This is a genomic window from Dickeya dadantii NCPPB 898 (assembly GCF_000406145.1).
Taxonomy (GTDB): domain Bacteria; phylum Pseudomonadota; class Gammaproteobacteria; order Enterobacterales; family Enterobacteriaceae; genus Dickeya; species Dickeya dadantii.
Window position 1 is genome coordinate 3,299,102 of sequence record NZ_CM001976.1, and the last position, 22,447, is coordinate 3,321,548.

At 61.3% G+C, this 22,447-nt stretch carries 12 protein-coding genes; 5 read left to right on the top strand and 7 right to left on the bottom strand.

Annotation, left to right across the window (positions count from 1 at the left end; all coding sequences use genetic code 11):
- Positions 1-806 precede the first annotated feature (806 nt).
- Complete coding sequence (locus tag DDA898_RS14850) at positions 807-1,616, top strand: 5'-nucleotidase, lipoprotein e(P4) family (RefSeq protein ID WP_013318775.1); 810 nt, start codon at positions 807-809, stop codon at positions 1,614-1,616.
- A gap of 141 nt (positions 1,617-1,757) precedes the next feature.
- Here DDA898_RS14850 and DDA898_RS23820 read toward each other — a convergent pair whose 3' ends face one another.
- The 3 genes from DDA898_RS23820 to DDA898_RS14865 all read right to left on the bottom strand — a co-directional run bounded on the left by DDA898_RS23820 (position 1,758) and on the right by DDA898_RS14865 (position 5,648).
- Complete coding sequence (locus DDA898_RS23820; protein WP_038911582.1) at positions 1,758-2,324, bottom strand: hypothetical protein; 567 nt, start codon at positions 2,322-2,324, stop codon at positions 1,758-1,760.
- Positions 2,325-2,361: 37 nt separating this feature from the next.
- Positions 2,362-3,651 (bottom strand): Svx/AvrXca family virulence/avirulence protein, encoded by a 1,290-nt coding sequence (locus DDA898_RS14860; protein WP_269077935.1) that lies wholly within the window; start codon positions 3,649-3,651, stop codon positions 2,362-2,364.
- Positions 3,652-3,791: 140 nt separating this feature from the next.
- On the bottom strand, positions 3,792-5,648 hold the full coding sequence (locus DDA898_RS14865) for an Svx/AvrXca family virulence/avirulence protein (protein ID WP_038911584.1): 1,857 nt from the start codon (positions 5,646-5,648) through the stop codon (positions 3,792-3,794).
- Positions 5,649-6,141: 493 nt separating this feature from the next.
- Between DDA898_RS14865 and fepB the strand changes: the two genes are divergently transcribed.
- Positions 6,142-7,116 (top strand): Fe2+-enterobactin ABC transporter substrate-binding protein, encoded by a 975-nt coding sequence (gene fepB, locus DDA898_RS14870; RefSeq protein WP_438830427.1) that lies wholly within the window; start codon positions 6,142-6,144, stop codon positions 7,114-7,116.
- A gap of 34 nt (positions 7,117-7,150) precedes the next feature.
- Here the strand turns inward: fepB and entS are convergent, their stop codons facing one another.
- Positions 7,151-8,431: an enterobactin transporter EntS gene (entS, locus tag DDA898_RS14875; protein WP_038911586.1), complete on the bottom strand. Its 1,281-nt coding sequence runs from the start codon at positions 8,429-8,431 to the stop codon at positions 7,151-7,153.
- Between the two features lie 243 nt (positions 8,432-8,674).
- Here entS and fepD point away from each other — a divergent pair, with 243 nt between their 5' ends.
- The 3 genes from fepD to DDA898_RS14890 are packed head-to-tail and all read left to right on the top strand — an operon-like array spanning position 8,675 to position 11,662.
- The gene (gene fepD, locus DDA898_RS14880; protein ID WP_013318781.1) at positions 8,675-9,751 is read left to right on the top strand and encodes a Fe(3+)-siderophore ABC transporter permease; all 1,077 of its coding nucleotides are present in this window, start codon (positions 8,675-8,677) and stop codon (positions 9,749-9,751) included.
- A gap of 42 nt (positions 9,752-9,793) precedes the next feature.
- Positions 9,794-10,828: an iron-enterobactin ABC transporter permease gene (fepG, locus tag DDA898_RS14885; protein ID WP_038912599.1), complete on the top strand. Its 1,035-nt coding sequence runs from the start codon at positions 9,794-9,796 to the stop codon at positions 10,826-10,828.
- Positions 10,829-10,864: 36 nt separating this feature from the next.
- On the top strand, positions 10,865-11,662 hold the full coding sequence (locus DDA898_RS14890) for an ABC transporter ATP-binding protein (RefSeq protein WP_038911587.1): 798 nt from the start codon (positions 10,865-10,867) through the stop codon (positions 11,660-11,662).
- 431 nt (positions 11,663-12,093) lie between these two features.
- On the opposite strand, the gene DDA898_RS14895 is transcribed toward DDA898_RS14890, so the two are convergent.
- The 3 genes from DDA898_RS14895 to fes form a co-directional block, all read right to left on the bottom strand.
- Positions 12,094-20,658 (bottom strand): non-ribosomal peptide synthetase, encoded by an 8,565-nt coding sequence (locus tag DDA898_RS14895; protein ID WP_038912600.1) that lies wholly within the window; start codon positions 20,656-20,658, stop codon positions 12,094-12,096.
- Between the two features lie 108 nt (positions 20,659-20,766).
- Positions 20,767-20,985 (bottom strand): MbtH family protein, encoded by a 219-nt coding sequence (locus DDA898_RS14900; protein WP_013318786.1) that lies wholly within the window; start codon positions 20,983-20,985, stop codon positions 20,767-20,769.
- A gap of 110 nt (positions 20,986-21,095) precedes the next feature.
- Positions 21,096-22,403 (bottom strand): enterochelin esterase, encoded by a 1,308-nt coding sequence (gene fes, locus DDA898_RS14905; protein ID WP_038911588.1) that lies wholly within the window; start codon positions 22,401-22,403, stop codon positions 21,096-21,098.
- Positions 22,404-22,447 lie beyond the last annotated feature (44 nt).

Below are 22,447 nucleotides of genomic sequence, written 5' to 3' on the forward strand. Positions count from 1 at the left end.
AATACCACCACCGTTATTCCGTTTAAAAAAACAAGCCAATGAATTGTGACGATATAAAATCATCACCCATGAGGGATAATATTCTTTGCCATCTATTTATTCTCCTCTTGGTTTGCCATACAAGAAACTATTTTAGGAAACCAACCACCTTTTCATTATAGAGAAAAACGTGCAAATCCAGAATAAATCACGCCATAAGACTCCAATTAAACTCCAAAAAAATCATTATAATCTCTGGCGTTAATTACCCAGCACCAGGTATTATCGCGGCTTTCATCAAAAGGTTTATGGCACTTGCCATTGTTATCAATAAAATACATCTGGCGATTTCCACTTAATGCCGATGATGAAGAAAAAAAATTTTTGTCATCCCGATGATATAAAACCGTCATAAATATCAGCTATACATAAAGACATTACTGACCGTGATAGAAACATATATCTAAAATAAATAAAAATACATTATAAAAAGAGGTTTTTTCCATTTCATAAAAAGATAATTAACTCCATGGCGACAATATCCTTCGTGTGACATTTCTCCGCATTCATTATGAGTTTCCTTTGTTTTTATTGATGATGCGGCATGGCATTTGCCATTTCAACAGACTACGGTCGTTGTAGTGAGATCGTTTTCATTACGATTCCCGCTACTTCCCTTTGCGCACCGATTCGTGACAGTTCTTAAAAAAGTGCGTACAAATAAAACCAGCATATTTACTCCCCGATATATTCCTGCTTCGATACCACTACCGCACTATTTCAGTTCGGCTCACTCGGTTTGCTCCAACAAGAACAAAGGAAAACCCATGAAAAAGCTGACTTTCAGCGCCAGCACCCTGATAACAGCGTTGGCGTTAACCGGCTGTACCATGCCCGCGCCCCAGGATGCCCAGACCGCGCTCTCCAACCAGTCGGTGCTGGCTCTGAACTGGTTCCAGCAGTCGGGTGAATATCAGGCGTTATGCTATCAGGCGTTCAACACCGCGCGGATGGCATTCGACGCCGCGCCGGTTAAACCGGGCAAGAAAAAGACGGTGGTGGTTGATATTGACGAAACCATGCTGGACAACAGCGCCTACAGCGGCTGGCAAGCCAAAGAACATAAGTCATTCAGCCCGATCAGCTGGAACCGCTGGTCCCAGGCTCGTCAGGCGCTTGCCGTACCGGGCGCAGTGGAGTTCGCCCGCTATGTCAACAGTCACGGCGGCCAGGTGTTTTATGTGTCCAACCGACTGGTTATCGAAGCGAGCGATACGCGCGACAACCTGGTCAAACTCGGTTTTCCGGACGTGAACGACCAGACGCTGCGATTAAGCAAGGGCAACAGCAACAAGCAGGCACGCTTTGATGATATCGCTGCTCAGGGTAATGACATTGTGTTGTACGTGGGAGACAACCTGAATGACTTCGGCGCGGCGACTTACCACAAGGACAATACGGCGCGTCGGGCATTCGTCAGCAATAATCAGGCGAAATTCGGCACGCAGTTCATCGTATTGCCTAACCCGCTTTACGGCGACTGGGAAAGCGGCCTCAGCAGCGACTACAACAGGCTGACGTCGGCACAAAAATTACAGGTGCGCGACCAACAGATTCGCGCCTGGAACGGGCAGTAACCCACGGCGTTAACCACCGTTTATCACGCGAAAAACGTGGAGAGGAGCGCCGCCGCGTAGGCAGCTCGAAGGGATTGAAAACGGGGCTTTCGCCCCGTTATTTCATTCTGAAATTAGCGTGAATACCGTTCCATCCAGCACTTATTTAGCATAAGCCGGACGTTCGGTAATTTCCGGCACCGCCTCAGTCAGGTTGGCGCCAGCCTGGGCGTCACGCAGTTCCGCGTTGTTGAGATAGCCATAGAAAACCCCACGCGCTACCGACATATTCGCCTCCTGCGCATCAATATCCCCGCGCAGTTGGGCATCACCCGACACCACCAACCCCGGAACAGTCAGGCCCAGCGACCAGAACGCCGTATTCACCTGCGCATTGTCCTTAATCGCCGTATTATTCTGAATGATCGTCAGACCGCTGACGCGGGCGTTATCCGATACCGTACCATCCAGCACGATTGCATGGTCTTCAATGCGGGCGTTACCCAGCACCTTGCCGCCCAGCACTTTGGCGTACGGCCCGACATAGGCAGTGTCGTCCACCTGCGCGCCATCGGCCACCCAGCCGCCGCCGTTACGATGACGACGTCCATTGGCGGTCGGCGTCGGCGCGTTCGGCTGGCTGCCGTCCGCCCAGGCGTTTGTCAGATCCACCGTCCACGGATAGCGATATACCCCGTAGTAAGCCTGATCCCATTTGATTTTGTGCATTTCCGTCGGTGTACCCATCACCACCAGATAAACGTTTTCACCTTTTTTTGATGGAGAAATTATTAACGGAGGCGCTGGCGCCGCGTTGCAACGCGCTGTAACGCGCCTTACCGGACGCGTTCACCGCCACCACACCCCAACGCCAGTCGGAATCCGGCGATTGCAGCGTGGCCGGGTCGTTTTTCAGGCCGGGGAAGCGATTGACCGCCGCCACGGTTTGTACCGCACCGTTGAATTTCACGCTGATACGGCTGGCGCCGTTATCCGGGATTAACCGCACCACGTTGTAGCCCCAGCGCTGCGGCGCCTGCTCGAACAGTACGCCAAAACGCCGCGCGCCGGCGGTATTGCTGACAGGATCCAGCGTGGCGGTACGTAGCAGACGGTATGATAAGCCGCTATCGAGAGACTGCGTCTCGTAACCGCCCAGAATACGGCGATAGACCGCCCCCTGATTGTAGCCGTCCGGGTCGGTGTAGTCCCAGCCGACATTACGCAACGCCCAGTCGCCGAAGAAATCGTTCAACTCGGACTGACTCCAGCCCATGTTGCTTTTCAGTACCGAGAACGGATCCGCCGTCCCCTGCTCCGGATCGCCCGCTTTCGGCGCTTTTGCCCACAGGTCGTTCACCGCCTGGTAACCGTAACGATTTTTCAGGTTTTCCAGGAACAGCCAGCCGCCATAGCGAGTGCGCGTGGTGCCAAGATACAGATGAGGGGTATTAATCGCCTCTTCCACGCTGCCGGTCAGGTTGTGGTGGATGTTATCCATCTGATGGGTCATCCAGTCGGCGTGGGCTTCCCAGAACCAGCCCATATAGTTGATGCTGCCCGGCGCGGTAGCCTGGAAACCACCGGTCTGCCCCTGCAAGGCATGCGCCAGTTCATGCGGCATCGCCCAATTGATCGACCAGTCGTTTTTCAGTTCTTCCGTGCCGATCCACATTCCCATGCTGCCGTTGGGCGCCAGGCCGCCGGTCAGCGCAAATGAAGGGTCAAGATGGACATTCGCCTTGAGTTTCACCTTGCTGTTGCAATAGGGTTCGGGAAATTTGATCTGGTTGATGTACTTGTCCCAGGCCAGCTCCAGCCGTTTCGCTGAGGCCTCGACATCTTTTATGTTCAGTTTGCCGGCGTCGCTGTCTTTCCAGCGAAAGACAAAATGCGCGCTCTGGTATTTCACCGCTGGCATGTCGGTGACAGAGGCATCTGCCTGCCAGTTGCCCGCAACGCAGGTCTCATCGGCGAATGCCGGGGCAAGCGTGAATAAGCCGCCGATAATCAACGCGCTTTTGACCATCCTGGTCACAGTCCTTATTTGTGTCATGTTTCGTCCTTTACTCTTCCTTTTTATGCCTCATACCCGTCAGCACGTAGTTTCCTGTCACGTTTAGTGTATGAGTTCCCTATGAAAAGGAGGTGGCCCACGCCCCTCCTTTCCATGCTACTGGCTTATTCAGCCGGTTATCATCTGGCGTAGGCCGGACGTTCAGTCACTTCCGGTACGACGTCGGTCAGGTTGGCGCCGGCCCGGTTGTCCTTCACTTCATCTTCGTCAATGAAGCCGTAGAACACGCCTCTGGACGCGGAAACGCCGCGGATTTCAGCATCGCCGCGCAATTGCGCCGTGCCGGACACCACCACGCCACGCTCGAAGGCACCTGGACCTTTGAACACGGTACTAACCTGCGCGTTGTCCTTGATCACCGTGTCGCTCTGCACTATCGTCAGACCGCTGACCCGGGCGTTGCCGGATACGGTGCCGCTCAGCACGGTAGCGTGATCTTCGATGCGGGCATAATCCAGCACCTTGCCGCCGATGACGCGGGCGTACGGCCCAACATAGGCGGTCGACGCCACCTCCGCACCATTCGCCACCCAACCGCCGCCGTTGCTGTGACGGCGACCATTGGCGGTCGGCGTCGGGGCGTTCGGCTGTGAACCTTCCGCCCAGGCATTGGTCAGATCCACCGTCCACGGGTAGCGGTACAACGAGTAATAGGCCTGATCCCAGGCGATCTGGTGCATTTGCGACGGTGAGCCCATCACCACCAGATACAGCCCTTTGTCATTCGATTTCACCGCGAAGTTGCTGATTTTGGCCGAAGCGCCGCGTTGCAGCGCGCTGTAGCGGGATTTACCGGCCGAGTCGATCGCCACCAATCCCCAGCGCCAGTCGGAATCCGGCTGCGTGAGGGAAACCGGATCGTTCTTCAGGCCCGGCAGGCTGTTAACCGCCGGCGCGCTTTGCACCACGCCCTGGAACGCCACCGTCACTTTGGTAGCGCCGCTATCCGGAATCAGGCGGACAATGTTATAACCCCAGCGCTGCGGCGCCTGATCGAACGGCACGGCGAAGCGTCTCACACCAGAGGCGCTGACCGGATCTAACGCGGTAGTGCGCAACAGTTTATCGGCATTCGCCTGCGACGGCGTTACCGCGCCGTAACCACCGTAGGTACGACGATAGAAGCTGCCGCGATCGTAGCCATCAGGATCGGTATAGTCCCAGTTGACGTTATGCATCGCCCAGTCGCCGAAGAAGTCGTTCAGCTCGGACTGGCTCCAGCCCATATTGCTCTTCAGCACGCTGATTGGATCGGTGGTGTTCTGCTCAGCACTGCCAATCTTCGGCGCTTTAGCCCACATGTCGTTGACGGCACTGTAGCCGTAGCGGTTCTTCAGGTGTTCCATGAACTGCCAGTTGCAGTAACGATCACGGGTCGACCCCAGATAGAGGTGCGGATAGTTCACCAGCATGTCGGAGCAATGCGCGGAGGTACCGCGGTATTCGTCCAGTTGATGCGCCATCCAGTTAGCGTGGGATTCCCAGATCCAACCAACGAAGTTTTGATTGCCGTAAGACTGGAAGCTGCCAGTCTGTCCCTGCAACGCGTGGGTAAACTCATGCGCCAGGCCCCAGTGGTCAAGCAACGCGCCAGGGCCTATCCACATTCCCATGGTGCCGCCATCGGCAATCCCGCCGTTCAGACCGAAAGACGGGTCAATATGAATATTCGCTTTATACTTGACGGTCGCGTTGCAATACGGCTGCGGGAACTTGATCTGGTTGATGAACTTATCCCAAATCAACTCCAGTTGCTTACCGGCTGCAACAACATCGGCCTGTTTAACCTGATTACTATTCCAACGAAACGCAAAATGATCGGTCTGATACTGTGCTGCCGGCATATCGCTGACGTTACTGACCCGCCAGTTCCCCGCCACACAGGTTTCATCCGCATAAGCGGCACTCGCCGCCAGTAAACTGCCTGCGACAAGCACGCAGCGCCCCAGAGAAATATGCTTTCTTATCTGCGACATAAGTCCGTTTTCCGAGCATGATAATGATAGGTACGCCTTCTCACGATCCAATGAAAAGGAAAGCAAGCCTCCTGACATCGGACGTCAAAGGCAGCCTTAAGGTCTTCATGACCTGTTTTGCATGAATAATGTTGTCACTCCCGATGGATTGACACATTAATATTATTACACTTTTTAATGTTGTGATACGAAGATCTGAGTAATCACTGACAAAACTTCACATAAAAAACAGTGTGTTTTACCTTAAAAAATCAATAAAAACGCCTAATACCAAAAAACCAGCATGACTGACTGATAATTTCCGCTTTTTAGAATTATTAATATAAATTCATGATTCGGATGATATCGTTGTTTATGAGACGCATTATCGATAACCTTGCAGCACTCTTTTTTATGCTCGACAGGTAATCGTATGGTGGAATCGGACTGGCGCGCGGCAGGCGTGCTATCAGGGAATAAAAAGAATGGATGTATTCGGTGGGTGTTGGGGTTAATGGCGATGCTGCTGCTCGCTGGTTGCGATAACGCCGCCTCGCCCGATCACAACGCCTCGGCGACGACGTCAACGTCAACAGGCTGGCCCCGCACGGTACAAACACAAAAAGGACCCGTGACGCTCGCCCACCCGCCTCAGCGCATCGTTTCTACCAGCGTGACCATCAGCGGCACGCTGCTGGCGATCAACGCGCCGCTGATCGGTTCCGGCGCCACCAGCCCCAATACGATCGTGGCCGACGATCAGGGCTTCTTCCGTCAGTGGAGCGCCGAGGCGAAAGCCCGCGGCGTCAAACCGCTCTACATCACCGAGCCCAATGCGGAAGCCATCGCCGCCGCCGCACCGGACATGATCATTATCGCGGCGACCGGCGGCGACTCGGCCCTGAAACTGTATGAGCAGCTTTCCGCCATCGCGCCGACGCTGGTGGTGGATTACGGTGATAAAAGCTGGCAGCAACTGGCTGAGTATCTGGGCGAAGCCATCGGTCACGAAACCGATGCCCGGCAGGTGATTGAACGTTTTGAACAGCAGGTGCAGACCGTGAAGCAGGCGATCCGGTTGCCGCCTCAGCCAGTGTCGGCGCTGGTGTATTACGAAGACGGCCGCGGGGCCAACTTGTGGACGCACGCATCCGCGCAGGGGCAATTACTGTCGGAGCTTGGTTTCCAACTGGCGTCGCTGCCGGACAATCTGCCCACCGAAACCCGTATGGGCAAACGGCAGGATATTCTGCAGATCTCCGGCGAAAACATGGCGGGCAGCCTCAACGGCCAGTCGTTGCTGCTGTTCGCCAATGACGACGATACCGTTAACCGGGTCATCGCCAACCCGTTCCTCAGTCACCTGGAGCCGGTGGTACAGCACCGTATCTGGGCGATGGGGCCGGACACCTTCCGACTCGATTATTACAGCGCCAGCAACATGCTGAACAAGATCGAACAGTACTTCCGTCAGCCAACATCCCGCTGACGGACAGGGGTATAGCGGCGATGCAATGCGCCGCTTACCCCTCGTGCACCGCGTCGCCGGTTTCCTCTTCATCCGGCGATGCCGCTGGTTCGCCAAAGCGGCATTGACGCAGCGGGCGCACCAGCAGCGCGATCACTCCGCCCAGCAAGGCGGCGGCGGCGCCAAAGGCCAGAATACTGGTCGCGGGCGTCAGCAGTTTGCCCATCAGCCCCAGAATCAGCGCGCCCACCGAATCGCCGGTGACATCCTGCGCCGTCCCCAGGCTGTTAACCCGTCCCAGCAGATGATCCGGCGTGTGGCTTTGTATCAAAGTAAACTGCAGCAATGAGGTGATGGCGTTGAAGTAGCCGTAGCAGACCAGCGCCAGCAACGCGGGCAGCAAATGGCTGAACAGCCCCAGCGACGCCACCGCCAGAAACGCGCCCGTCGCACAGCCCAGCAGAATCTTCCCCGGCCGCCGCACGCCCGATACCCAACCGCTGGTGAACGCCCCTATCATGGCGCCCAGCGGCACCGCGGAGTACATCAACCCCACCGCCGACGGCCCGGCATGGTAAGCATCGCCCGCCAGCGCCGGGAAAAGCACCCGCATCGCCCCGACTACACTCACCAGCATCCCCAGCAGCACCACGCAGCCCACCACCGGGTGGGCGCAAACGAAACGTACCCCGCCGGCCAGCGCCTGCAAAGGATGTTCCGGCTTGCCCGGCGCCGGTTTCATCAACGGCAGCCGCACCAGCGGGATCAGCGTCGCCAGCGTGCCGGCCGCCGCGACGGCGAAGTTCCAGCCCACGCCGCCCGCGACGATAATCACCCCGCCCAGCGCCGGCGACAAAATCGCCCCCAGCCGCACCGTCAACATGGTCAACGCACCGGCGGCCGGCAGATTTTCCCGCCCGACCAGCAGCGGAATCACCGCCATCAGGGCAGTCATGCCAAGCGCGCCGAAAAAGCCATCCCAGGCGGCCAGTACATAAAGCGCCAGCAATGACGGCGAGCCGGAAAACGCGTTCAGGCTCAGCGCCACGAAACCCAGCCCGCAGGTGCCACGGGCAAACAGGATCAGCTTACGGCGATCAAAGCGATCCGCCAGCACCCCGCCCAGCATCAGCCCGATAAACATGCCGATGCCGTCCAGCGCCACCGCCATCCCAACCTGCAACGTAGAGCCGGTCATCGCCTGAATCTGTACCGGCACTCCCACCGTCAGCATACCGAGCGCAAACACCGACAACATGCGAGCCACAAAAATGGCGCGAAAATGCGCATTCTGCTTCAGCAAACTGAAGTCGAGAAAAAAAGAAGATTTAGCCATGAGCGTTTGTTGAATTCCTGTTCTTAATCAAAATGCTTTCTATCAGAATCGGGACCGGCATTCGTGGCCCGATATTCCCTGGCCGTCAGACCCGTCGCAGGGGCGTTGGCAGTGCGGTAAATGGCGCCAATACGGCTTCAGGTCATGTCTGCTTCAGGTTAATGTCTGCTTCAGGTCAATGTCTTTGCCGAAGCCCCTATGCTATCCTAGCCACGTCACAACATTAATGATAATAATAATCATATGCATTTTTTAATAAAGCGATTCTTATCAGTGAGGTCACCCCTTTCCGCCCAGACCGCCACGCCAGCCGCCTTGCCGAGCACGCTGTCATCGTTAACGGGCCGGCGGATTGCCGGTATCATTCCCTGTCTGCTGCTGCTTGCATTAATTTGCCTCGCCAGCCTGATGCTGGGCGCCCGCGCCATCGCGCCGGAGGTGGTCTGGCACAGTCTGGCAGGCAACCTGCAAGGCCCGGACAGCACCATCATTTTGCAGGCGCGGCTACCACGCACTCTGGCCGGTATTCTGGTGGGAATGGCGCTGGGCGCCGCCGGCGCGGTGATGCAGGCGCTGACCCGCAACCCGCTGGCCGACCCCGGCATTCTCGGCGTCAACGCCGGCGCCAGCTTTGCCATCGTGCTGGGCATCAGCTTCTTTGGCATCACCGGTATGGCCTCGTGGCTGGGGTTCGCCTGGCTCGGCGTACTGGCGGCCAGCCTGATGGTGTGGATCATCGGCACCCTGAGCGGTGGGCGGGTCAACCCGATACGTCTTACGCTGGCCGGCGTAGCGCTGAACGCCGTGTTGTCCGGTTTCACCTCGTCGCTATCGCTGCTGAATCCGCTGGCGTTTGATCAACTGCGCTTATGGGAAGCCGGCACGCTGGACATCCGCTCGCTGGGCAATATCGCCTGGGTGACGCCCACCATACTATTGGGCTGCGCGCTGGCGTTTTTCGCCGCCCGTTCGCTGAATACGCTCAGCATGGGCGAAGATCTCGCCACCGCGCTCGGCACCCGCGTGGCATTAATCCGCGTGATCGCGATGCTGGCGGTGATGCTGCTGTGCGGTTCCGCCACCGCGCTGGCCGGCCCTATCGGGTTCGTCGGCCTGATGATCCCCCATATCGCACGCGGCTGGGCCGGGCCGGATCAACGCTGGATTCTGATCTATTCGCTGCTGTTCGCGCCGATACTGCTGCTGGGCGCCGACATTGTCGGCCGCCTGCTGGTGCCAGGCGAATTGCGGGTGTCCATCGTCACCGCCTTTATCGGCGCACCGGTTCTTATCTGGCTGGTGCGTCAGCGCAAGTCCTAGGAAGGCCACGCCATGTCTACCCGAACCTTGTCTACCCGAACCCTGTCTACCCAAACCCTGTTTCTGCGTGCGCCGGCCGGTTTCATTAGCGGCCGACTGCCGCTGCGCACGTTGTGGATCAATCTGTCGCTGCTGCTGGGTGGCGCGGCGCTGCTGACGCTGGCGGTTAGCCTCGGCACCCTGCCGCTGTCGGCGCCCACCGTATGGCAGGCGCTGGCCGGTCACGGCGACGCCAATACCGTCACCGTAGTGACCCAGTGGCGCGCCCCGCGCGCGGTGATGGCGCTGCTGCTCGGCGCCGGGCTGGGCGTCAGCGGCGCTATTTTTCAGTCGCTGACCCGCAACCCGCTGGGCAGCCCGGACGTCGTCGGTTTCAACACCGGCGCCTATACCGGGGCGTTGGTCACCATCATCCTGTTGCACGGCAGCTACTACCAGATTGCCGGCGGCGCGGTGTTGGGCGGGCTGGCGACGGCGCTGGCGGTCTATTTGCTGGCGTGGCGACGGGGCGTCAGCGGCTTTCGGCTGATCATCGTCGGCATCGCGGTCAGCGCGGTACTGTCGGCGTTCAACACCTGGCTGGTGATCACCGGTGCGCTGGAAACGGTGATGACCGCCGCGCTGTGGGGCGCCGGCTCACTGAATGGCATGACCTGGAGTAAAGCCGCGCCCGCGCTGCTGCTGATCCCGCTGACGCTGCTGGCGACGCTACTGCTGGCCCGACGTCTGCAATTGCTGGAAATGGGCGACGACAGTGCCCAGGCGCTGGGCGTCAACGCCGAAGCCAGCCGGTTGTGGCTGATGCTGTGCGGCATCGTGCTGATTGCGGTGGTGACCGCCAGCACCGGACCGATCTCCTTTATCGCACTGGCGGCGCCGCAGATTGCACGCCGTCTGACCCGCGCCAGCACGGTGCCACTTTGCGCCGCCGCGCTGGTGGGCGGTCTGCTGCTGCTGACGGCCGATATCGTCGCCCAACATCTGTTTACCGGCCGGCAGTTGCCGGTGGGCTCGGTGACGGTCAGCATCGGCGGGTTGTATCTGATCTGGCTGCTGATCCGTGAATCACGTCGGTAATCAGCACCGTTAATTTGTCTGTAAAGAGTGACACTGATGACACACCTTTTGCACGCCGAGCAGTTGACGCTGGGCTACGACAACAAAATCATCGCCCGTGATCTGAGCGTGGCGATCCCGGCCGGTAAATTCAGCGTGATCATCGGCCCCAACGCCTGCGGCAAATCTACCCTGTTGCGCGCGCTGTGCCGCCTGCTGAAACCGATGGCGGGCGACGTATTGCTGGACGGCACCAGCATCCACCGCATTCCCACCAAAACGCTGGCCCGGCAACTTGGGTTGTTGCCGCAGCACGCTATCGTGCCGGACAACATCACCGTGATGGATCTGGTGGCACGCGGGCGTTATCCGCACCAGACGCTGCTGCGCCAGTGGAGCGATGCGGATCAGACCGCGGTAGAACAGGCGATGGCGGCCACCAACGTCAGCGAGCTGGCGGAGCGCAGCGTGGACGAGCTCTCCGGCGGCCAGCGCCAGCGGGTCTGGATCGCGATGGTGCTGGCGCAGCAAACGCCGCTGTTGCTGCTGGACGAGCCTACCACCTGGCTGGATATCGCCCATCAGATCGACCTGCTGGACCTGTTCCGCGAACTGAATCAGCAACACGACCGCACGCTGGTAGCGGTGCTGCACGACCTCAATCAGGCCTGCCGCTACGCCGATCACCTGATCGTGATGCGCGCGGGCGCCGTGATGGCGCAAGGCGTGCCGGCCGACATCATCACCGCCGAACTGGTGCAAGAGGTGTTCGGCATGGCCTGCGTCATCATCGACGACCCGGTCTCCCACACCCCGCTGATTGTGCCCTGCGGCCGCCATCACCCGGCGCCCTGAGGCAATCACCGTCTCCACCATAAAAAATGGCCGACTATTGTCGGCCATGAGGCTGTTGACAAACAGCTCTGTTGTTTTGTTACAGACGAATTTATGCCAAAACAGTGGGAAATTTCGTGCGTGATAACGTCGATTTTTCCTTTGCGACGTCATCGCACGCACGACAATGAGAGACTCAAACGCCGTCTCTCCTTGACCTCTGGCTGGTGGCTAAACTGTGCCGCTACGCGGTTCCTTCGGCATTCGCCTCCGCTGTTCGGACCGCCCGTGGCGTGTTCCCAACACGGCACGGGCTTGCGCGGCTTCCCTGCCGCGCATCCGGCGAAGTCGCTTGCCTCAGCACAGTTTTTGACGCCAGAAAAAGCTTAACCTCACACTTAACGAGTTTTTCAGCTGTCTGAATGGCCGACTATCGTCGGCCATTTTCCCGATTACCTGCACAACAACTGATTCAGCAATGGCCCCAGGTTTTCCAGCGACGCCGGCGACAGGATATCCGCGTGTTCACAAGGCTGAGGATACGGCGTCAGCTTGCTCACATACGGCGCCCAGGTCGCGTCGACATCCATGTCAGCCGGCAAGGTACGGGTCGCCACAAACAACGTGGCTTCACCTGCGAAACGGGATGAACGGGCGGATGATAGCAGCCGCACCGCGTCCTGATAGTTGGCAACGATATTGCCGAACATCGCCGCCCGCTCCGCCCGCAGTTGCGAATCCTCCCCGGCTTGCATATCCGCCATAAAACCGGCCTGTTCGCGCGCCACTTCCTCGCGAGCATCGGCTTCGTCCGGCGCGGTCCAGTCCTGCCCTTCCGGCGGGTAGGTATCCAGCAGACCAAGGAACGACACCGTTTCGCCCGCCTGCTGCAACCGCGCCGCGATACCGTGCGCCAGCGTACCGCCCAGCGAATAGCCCAGCAGGAAATACGGCCCCTGCGGCTGAATGCGCCGGATGGTCGCCAAATGACGATCGCACATCGCCGCCACCGACTCACAGCAGGCTATCACCCCGTCAGGCCGTGGCGATTGCAGCCCGACGATTGGGTAATCCCCTTCCAGATAACGCAGCAGTCCGGCGTACTGCCAGGCAAAACCCGACGCCGGATGCAGACAGAACAACACAGGCCCACGGCCGGAACGCAGCGGCAGGGTTTCGCCGTTGCCATCCTGACTGTTGTCGGTGTCGCCTTCCACCAGCGCGGCGATGCTGGCCACGCTGCGCGCCGCCATGATCTGACCGACCGTCAGCGAGCGCTGCAACTGACGGCGAATCTCGGCCGCCAGTCGCATCGCCAGCAATGAATGGCCGCCCAGCGCGAAGAAATCGTCCTCCGCCGATACCGTCTCGCAGGCCAGCAGCTCGACGAACAACGCGGCGATCGTCCGTTCAACGTCCGTCTGCGGCGCGCGTCCGGCGGCTTGCTGCCCGGCAGGCGCCGGCAGCGCTTTGCGATCCAGCTTGCCGTTGGCGCTGAGCGGGAATGCCGTCATCAGCACATAGCTCACCGGCACCATATGTGCGGGCAGTTGCTGCGACAGCGCCTGTTGTAACGCGGCGATATCCAGCGTGGTTTCTGCCTGCGGCACCAGCCAGGCCACCAGTTGCCGGGCATCGGCGCCGCGCAGGCGATTCGCTTTTCCGCCCAGCTCGCGCGCGCCGACTACCGCTTGCGCGACATTAGGCTGCGCCAGCAGCACCTGCTCGATTTCCCCCAGCTCGATGCGCTGCCCACGGATCTTCAACTGATCATCGCTGCGGCCGAGGTAGTCCACCGTGCCGTCTTCCAGCCAACGGGCGATATCGCCGGTGCGGTACATACGCTCGCCGGTGGCAAACGGGTCCGCCACAAAACGGCTGGCGGTCAAATCCGGCCGACGCAGATACCCCTGCGCCAGCTGAATGCCGCACAGATACAGATCGCCCGGCACGCCAACCGGCACCGGCCGCAGCGCGCCGTCCAAAATGCGCAGTTGGGTGTTCCACACCGGCAGGCCGATAGGAATCCCCGGCAACTGACAACGGTCCAACGCCTCGCCGGACGCCGGTTGCCAGGTGACATCCACCGCCGCTTCGGTCGGGCCGTACAGATTGTGCAGCGGCGCCGCGATTAACGACTGATAGTTCAGCGCCAGTTCGCGCGACAACGCCTCGCCGCTACAGAATACCCGTCGCAGGCTGCCACAGCCGATCTCCGCACGCGGGCGCGTCTCCAGCGCGCTCACCCAGGCCGCCAGCATCGACGGCACGAAGTGCATGGTGGTGACCGCGTAGTCGTTGATCAACTGCACCAGCGCATCCGGGTCGCGGTGCGCATCCGGCGGCGCCATCACCAGCCGGGCGCCGGTCATCAGCGGCCAGAAGAACTCCCACACCGAGACATCGAAACTGCACGGCGTTTTCTGCAACACCACGTCATCCGCCTGTAGCGGGTACTGATGCTGCATCCACCACAAGCGGTTGACGATGGCCTGATGGCCGACCACCACCCCTTTCGGGCGACCGGTGGAACCGGAGGTGTAAATCACGTAAGCCGCCTGTTTTTCCGCAATCAGCGACGATTGTTCCGCGATCAGCGACGATTGTTCCGCGACCTGCGGTGACGGGTGACGCGGCGACTGACGTTCATCCGCCAGCGTGTCCAGCAGCAGCAAATCAGCCAGTTCGGCAAAGCGCGACTGCAAACTGCTTTCGGTGATCATCAGCCGGGGCTGCGCATCCTCCACCATCAGCGCCAGCCGCTCATCCGGGTAACCGGTATCCAGCGGCAGGTAAGCTGCGCCGGCTTCCAGGATGGCGTACAGCGCCAGGCTAAGGCGCACCGAGCGCGGCAGCGCCACCGCTACGATATCGCCGGGCCGCACGCCGGCGTCGATCAGCCGATCGGCCAGCAAGCGGGTCTGACGTTGTACCTGACGGTAAGTCAGTTGATGCTGGCAATCCACCAGCGCGATACGATCCGGCGTGCGTTGCGCCTGCGCCACCAGTGCCTGATGCAACGTGCCCGGCGGCACCGGCTGTTCGGTGCGATTGACCGCCGCCAGCAACGCCTGCTCTTCCGGCAGTTGCAGGTTCCAGGCCGACAGCGGGCGCTCCGGCGCCGCCACCAGTTGTTCCAGCAGCAGCAACAGACGTTGCGCCAGCCGCTGCGGCTGCGCCACGCTGTCGCGGTATTCCATCAGCAGTCGCAGCCGTTTGCCGGGCAGCACCAGCAACGTCAGCGGATAGTGGGTGTAACCCCGATTGTTGACCGCCTCGCAGCGCAACGCCTGCCCCGCCTGACTCAGCTCATCGCCATCCGGGTAGTTCTCCACCACCAACAGGGTGTCGAACAACGTGCCGGTGCCGGCCAGTTGCTGGATTTCCCCCAGCCCCACATCGTCGTGCTCAATCAGTTGGATTTGCTGCGCTTGCAGTTCGGCCAGCTGCGGCGGCAACGCCCGCGACGCATCCAGCCGCACCCGCACCGGGAGCGTATTGCTGAACAGGCCGACTTGCTGACTGATTCCGTCAATCTGACCGAAACGGCCGGACACCGGCGAGCCAAACAGCACATCGTCCGCGCCGCTGCCGGCACTGAGCAACATCCCCCAGATGCCCTGCATCACGCTGTTAAGCGTCAGGCCATACTGTTTACACAGAGATAGCAGCCCCTGCTCCAGTTGCGGCTCCGGCAGCAGTTCCAGCTCGCGCACTTCATTATGATGCGGACCGTCGCCAAACAGCAGCGTCGGGCGCGCGCCTGTCAGCACCTCGCGCCAGCACTGGCGCGACGCCTCCGCGTCGCGGGCCGCCAACTGGCGAATGATGTCCGCGTACGGCACCGCATGCGGCGTCAGCGCGCTACGGCCCTGATACAGCGCGGTGAACAGATCGCGCAGACAAACCGGGGTCGACCAGCCATCCACGACCAAATGATGCGCATTGAGGAACAGCGTGTGCCGCTCTCCGTCCGCGTGGCTGACCAGCAAGGCGTGCAGCATCGACGAGGGTTGATGGAACAGGTCGCGCGCCAGTTCGGCTTTTTCCAGCGCCAGCAAGGCGTCGGCCTCCTCGCCCGCCGGCATCGCAGGCAAGGTCTGGTGATCCAGCGGCCAGTAGCAGTGGTCGTCACGCAGTATCGGCAATACCTGCAACGGCGCCGACGCCTGTTCGGTGTCGAAGCGTGCCGCCAGTTGCGGATGGTGACGCACCACCGCCTCCAGCGCCTGACTGAGTTGTGCAACCGACAGCGGGCCGCGCAGCGACAGCCGGGTCAGCGAGTTATAACTGCCGGCGGCGTCGGCCAGTTGAGCGTGGAACAGCAACCCTTGCTGCAACGGCAGCACCGGCAGCACCGCCGCCAGCGGTCCGTAGTGCTGACGCAGGCGATCCAGCGCCTCGTCGTTTACGCCGGCCTGCGCCACTTCAGCGGATACCAGCGTATCCGACAGCGGCGGATAACCGGCCAGATCCCGCCACTCATCGATCGCCTGCGTCATCCCCTGATGCAGCGCCTCGATATCGTCGGCGTCGAACACGCCAGGCGCCCAGCCCCAGTGGATGGCCAACTGCGGTTGTTCGCCCTGCTCGTCGACGAAAATATTGATGTCCAGCGGGTGGCTGAGCGGCATCGCCGGCGCCTGCGCTACGGCAAACGCATCGCGGAAGTAGCGGTCGCTGCGACGCGGCGACCAGGGCCCGTCGCCCGACTCAAACCGTCCCAGATAGTTGAACAGGATCTCCGGCGCATGGTCTTCCAGCACCGTCAGCGCGTCGGCGCTCTGCGCATCCAGATAACGCAATACGCCGTAGCCAACGCCGCGATCCGGCACCGCCCGCAGCGCGCCCTTCACCGACCGCAGGATTGCCCACGGCGTGGCGGCCTGCGCCGCCGGCGCGTCAATGCACACCGGATATTCGGCGGTCAGCCAGCCGACCGTGCGCCCGAGATCCAGTCCATCGGTGGTATCGATACGCCCGTGGGATTCCAGCGCCAGCCGCAGCGGCTGTACGCCAAAGCGACGATGGCAGGCCTGCATCAGCGCCCCCAGCAGGATCTCGTCCACTCGCGCGTGATAGCGCTCCGGCAGGGTCGTCAGCACCGCATGGGTCAGCCCGGCATCCAGTACCTGTCGCGACAGCCGTCGGGTCTGTTCCCGATCGCGCGCCGGGTCGAGGCGCCGCTGCCCCAGCCGCGGCAACGACGCCGCCAGCGCGGATTGCCAGAACGGCAGCTCAGCGCGCCGCGCCGTTACCTGCCCTTTCAGGCTGGCGGACCAGTCGAACAATGAACACTCTTCGGCAGGCAACGCGGTCGGTTGACCGGCCATCGCCGCCTCGGCCGCCAGACGCAATTCCGGCAGCAGTACGCGCCATGACACGCCGTCCACCACCAGATGATGAATCACCAGCACCAGCCCGCAGGCGCGATCGTCGCGTTGCAGCAGTACCGCCTGCATCATTCGCCCCGCCGCCGGGTCGAGGCGCGTCACCGCCGCTTCAAACGCCCGTTCGGCCGCCACATCAACCGGCTCCTGCGCCATCAGCGTTTCGCTGTGTAACGACACGGTCGCCGGCGTAGACGCTTCAATCACCAGTTGCCCGTCGCGGGTCAACGCGGTCAACGCCGGATGCGCCTGCGCCAGCGCGCTCAGCGCCTGTATCAGGTGCGCCGGTTGCAGCGCCTCAGGCACCGACAGGAAAACGCCGTGGGCAAACGAACTCTCGATGCCCGCCAGTCGGGCGAAGCTGTGCACGATCGGCAGGCCGTCCACCACGCCATGCCGCACCGTGCGCGCCGGCGCAGCAACCGTCGCCAACGGCTGCATCGCCTGCGCCATGCGCGCCGGCGTACGTTCGGCAAAAATCACTTTCGGCCGCAGTTGCCAGCCGGCGCGTCGCAACAGCGTGCCCAGCCCCATCGCGGAAATGCTGTCGCCGCCCAGCGCGAAGAAATCCGCCTCCGCGCTAACGGTTTCCAGTTTCAGCAGGCTGGCGATGGACTGGCAAATCAGCCGTTCCTGTTCGGTGGCCGCCTCACGCCCGGCCACCGCGGCGGCCTGCTGCGGTTTCGGCAATGCCTGGCGGTCAATCTTGCCGTTGACGGTCAGCGGCAGCTCCGCCATCACCATCAGCACCGCCGGGATCATGTAATCCGGCAGTTGCTCCGCCAGTTGCGCCAGCAGGCGGGCGGCAACATCCGGTTGTTCGCGGGTGGCGGCGTCCGGCACCGAACAGTAACCGATCAGCCGGTATGTCGCGCCAAGCGGTTCGGCGATCACCACCGCGGTGCTCACCTCGGCCAGCGCCACCAGCGCGTTTTCCACCTCGCCCAGTTCCACGCGGAAACCGCGCACTTTGATCTGGTGGTCAACGCGGCCGATAAACGCCAGTTGGCCGTCGTGACGCCAGCGCATCAGGTCGCCGGTGCGGTACATCACCGCGCCCGGAATAAATGGACAGGCGACAAAGCGCGTAGCGGTAAGATCCGGGCGGCGCAGATAGCCGCGCGCCAGCCCCGGCCCGGCGATGTACAGTTCGCCGGGTACGCCCACCGGTACCGGGCGCAGTTGGTTGTCCAGCAGCCAGACCCGGGTATTGGCGACCGGCTGGCCGATAACCGGCTGATCCGCCACCGTGACGCGCGCGCCCAGCGTATCGATGGTGTATTCCGACGGCCCGTAGTAGTTATGAATTTCCATCTGCGGGTGCTGGCGCATCAATTGCCACAGCCGCGGCGTCGCCGCTTCGCCGCCAATCATGATGAATGCCGGCTGGTGGTTATCCGCCTCCAGCAGGCCGCTGTCGATCATTTGGGTGAAGAACGACGGCGTGATGTCCATCAGGTCGATAGGCGTTTGATTGAGATGCTGTACCAGCGCCCAGGCGTCTTTACGAAGTTCCTCGTCGAAAATGTGCAATTCGCTGCCCATCATCATGCAAAACAGCGGTTCCCACGAGGAGTCGAAGGAGAATGACGCGGTGTGCCCGGCGCGCAAGCGGCGGCCGTGCTGCTGTGAGAAACGGGCTATCGCCGGGCCGAACAGGAAGCTCGAATGGGACATCATCAGGTTGAGCAAACCGGCGTGGGTGCTCATCACCCCTTTCGGCTTCCCGGTGGAGCCAGAGGTGTAGATCATGTAGGCCAGATGTTCGCCGCACAGCGGTTCGCGCCGTTCCGCATCCGTTACCGGATGCGCGGGCAACCGGGCGCACTCGGCCCGCAAGTCGGCGTCGTCCAGGCACAGCACCTGCGGCAGTTCCGGCATTTGCGCGCGCACCGCGCTGTGGGTCAGCAAGAGTGCCGGGCGCGCGTCGTCGCACATCAATGTCAGACGCTCACGCGGATAATCCAGATCCAGCGGCATGTAGGCCGCGCCGCTGGTCAGCACCCCGAAAATCGCCACCACCGACGATACCGAGCGCGGCACGCCGATCGCCACCACATCCCCTGCGCCGATCCCTTGTGCCGTCAGTTTCCGCGCCAGTTGCATCACCCGCGCCGACAGTTCGCGGTAGCTGAGGCGCTCTTTGCCGCAGACGACGGCCAGCGCATCAGGCTGCTGCTGTACCTGCTGTTGCAGACAATCCAGCACCGAACGCAGCGTCGCTGGGATAGTCAGGTGCGGGCCGCTGCCCCATCCGTCGATATGCCGCCATTCGCTGTCGCTTAGCAAGCTCAGCGCGCCGATAGCCTGATCCGGCTCTTGCACCAGTTGTGCCAGCAGATGTTGCAGACGCTGCGCGTGCCCCAGCAGCGACGGGCTGTCGTAACGCGCCGGGTTGGCGACCAGCTCCAGTTGCAGCTCGCCGTCCTGCACGCCGAGGGTAAATTCCAGGGAGTCCACCGGCCCCATCGCCAGCACGTGCGTTGTTACCGGCGTATTGCCCAGCGTCAATCCGGCATTGTAGACCTTGAAGTTAATCACCGGCCCGTATAAGCCTTCGCTGCCGCCGACCAGACCGAGATCCCGCCGCAACTGCTCGGCTTCATAACGCTGGTGACGCCGTACCGCCTTGATTTCCGCCAGCAGCGTCTGAGTGGCGGAAACCAACGTCATATCCGGCTGTAGCGTCAGTTGCAGCGGCAACACGTTGACCACCGGCCCGCAGGCGCACAGCGCCGCCGACCCCATCCGCCGCATGAACGGAAAACCGACGGACAGCCGCGATTCGCCGCTCATACGGTAGAGGTATACCGCCAGCGCCGCCATGGCGATCTCAGCCGGTTGCACCTTACCGCCGAACCGTTGCTCAGCCAGCGCGACAAACGGCGCGACCGGAACGGTCACCTGCTGATGCAGAGTACGGGTTTCCGCCGGCGCCGGCGCGCAAACGTCCGCCGCCAGCGACACCGGCGTCGGCAACTCACCGGCGTGCTCGCGCCAGAATGCCGCCGCCTGCTGGCAGGCAGGCGAACGCTCCCACGCCTGATATTCCGTCACCACATCGGCAAACGACGTAAACGGCGAATCCGTCGGCGTTTCGCCGGCGCTGAGGGCGTTATAAATCTCCACAATCCGTCGGGTCAGGGCATCAAAACTAAAACCATCCAGCATCAGGTGATGAAAACGCTGATACCAGAACCATCGCTCCGGTTGCGCCGACACCCGCATGATTACCTGCCGGTATAACGGTTGCCCGCCATCGGCCGGCAGCGGCGCCGCCAGATCCGCACGCATCAGCGCCCAGGCTGCCTGTTCGCCCTGCGCCGGATCGCTGAAATCCAGCCGCTCCGGTTCGCGGATGCTTGCGGCATCCGTTGCGGAGGGTAGCCACTGCACCGGCTCGCCGAGATCGTTCAGGCCAAAGCGAGCCTGTACCGTATCCGCCTCCGCCAGCCCCTGACGGATAGCCGTCGACAGGCGAAGCGGATCGACCGGGCCGCACAGCTCCAGCGCATGCGCCACGGCAAAGGCGTTCGGCTGGCTGGCGATTTGATCGGCCATCCAGATGCCGGGCTGCGCCGCCACCAGCGGCAGTTCCAGAGAGCCCGCCTGATGTATCGGCGTTATCGCATTGGATGGTTCTGATTCATGGGATGATTCAGCTTTGTTGAATAGCTCTGACACGTTGTTTTCCTTACTCCATCAACGGAAACATTCCTGACTGGGGAACGCCGGTTAGGCTTCAGTGGTCCGCAGACTGGCCGGGCGCATGTCTTGCCAGTGGGTTTCGGTGTAGGCGATGCACGCCTCGCGAGGCTGCGGCCCGTAGACCGCACGCCAACCCGCCGGCACCGCGGCGAACTCCGGCCACAGGCTGTATTGCTGTTGTTCGTTGACCAGTACCAGAAATGCCAGACGATCATCGTCAAACGGATTCAGTTGTTCCTGACTCATTGTTGTTACCTCATGTTATTGGGCTGCCCGCCGCCTGCATGGCGCCGGCAGCCAATCATTCTTGGCTGTGTGTGACAGCAGATGGTGACCGTTTGATCACCGGGCGCCGTCTAATCCCGAGACGCTGCCCGTGGGTCATCGCCATTCAGCAACCAGCGGAAGCCGTCAATCAACCCGCCACGCCAGCACAGGGTGTCATGCCCGCCGGCATACACGCGCTGGTGAACCTGATGCCCGGCGGCGACCAGTGCCTCATGCATCTGTTGATTGACGAAGGCGATGTCGGCTTCGCGCCGCCCGGCTTCCTGAAAAATCACCAGCGGCGACGCCGTCCGGCCGCCTTGCCGCACCTCGGTGACCAGCACGCCGGGTTCCAGCGTGTCGCGCTGGTCGAAATCGGTGATGAATTGCAGATTCGGCCACCAGAAAGAGCCGGACTGGGTTAATACGCGGCCAAAGCGCTGCGGCCAGTGCAGGCCGGCGTACAGCGCCGCCAGTCCGCCGTAACTCTGGCCGGACACCACGGTGCGGTCCGGGTCGTCGCTGAACGGCGCCAGGCGCGCCGCCTGCGGCAGTAATTCATCCTGCACCGCCAGCCAGAACGCGGCATCGCACGGCAGTTCCCGGCAGCGGGTTTCCCCATCAATAGCGTCAATAAACAGCCAAACGGCAGGCGGCAGATGACCCGCTGCGGTTTCCGCTTCCAGCGCGGCAAACAGCGGCGTTTCTTCGGCCCATTTCTGCCCGTCCAGCACAATGCATAACGGCCGCTGCGCCGGTTCATCACTGATGCCGGTGGTGTACAGCCAGATACGGCGCTGGTTGTCGAGCTGTTCGCTCTTCCAGTCCAATACCGTCAGTCGGGCGGCGTCCGGCGGCAACGCCGTACCGTTGTCCACCGCGCGCCAGGCCTGCTGCGACGGCGCCGCCGGCATATGCGCAGCCGAGAGTTGCTCTCCCCACGATGAGTCACGGTTGAGCGGATCGGCAATCGCGCACGGAAACAGCGAACACCACCACTCCAACTGCTGTTCATCACGCAGTTGCTCATCGTCGCTAAACACCGGCGGCAGTTGCGCCGCTACAATGGGAATCAGCGAGTAGCTGCCGCGCCAGTCATGCTCGATGGCCATCGACCAGTGCCAGACATCGGTGCCGGGCAGCCGTTCCAGACTCTGCGGGTCGGTGCTGTGGTGATCGGTCACGCCGTTGATATCGGCATACACCCGCCGGATGGCGGAATACCGTTCGTCGCCGTCCGGATCGCGCCAGAGAAACGTCATCCGCACCCGTCCGCTATCCTGTGCTTCCACCAGTGGCGTCCCCAATCTGGCGACCTGTTGCCACCAGGCCTCTTCTCCTGCCTGAGGCGATGACAAAAGTGTTGCGACGAAACCTGACGGCTGTGCTGCCGGCATCAAAACCTCCCAGGGCTTTTCCCTTTACGTTTTTCTTACATTTG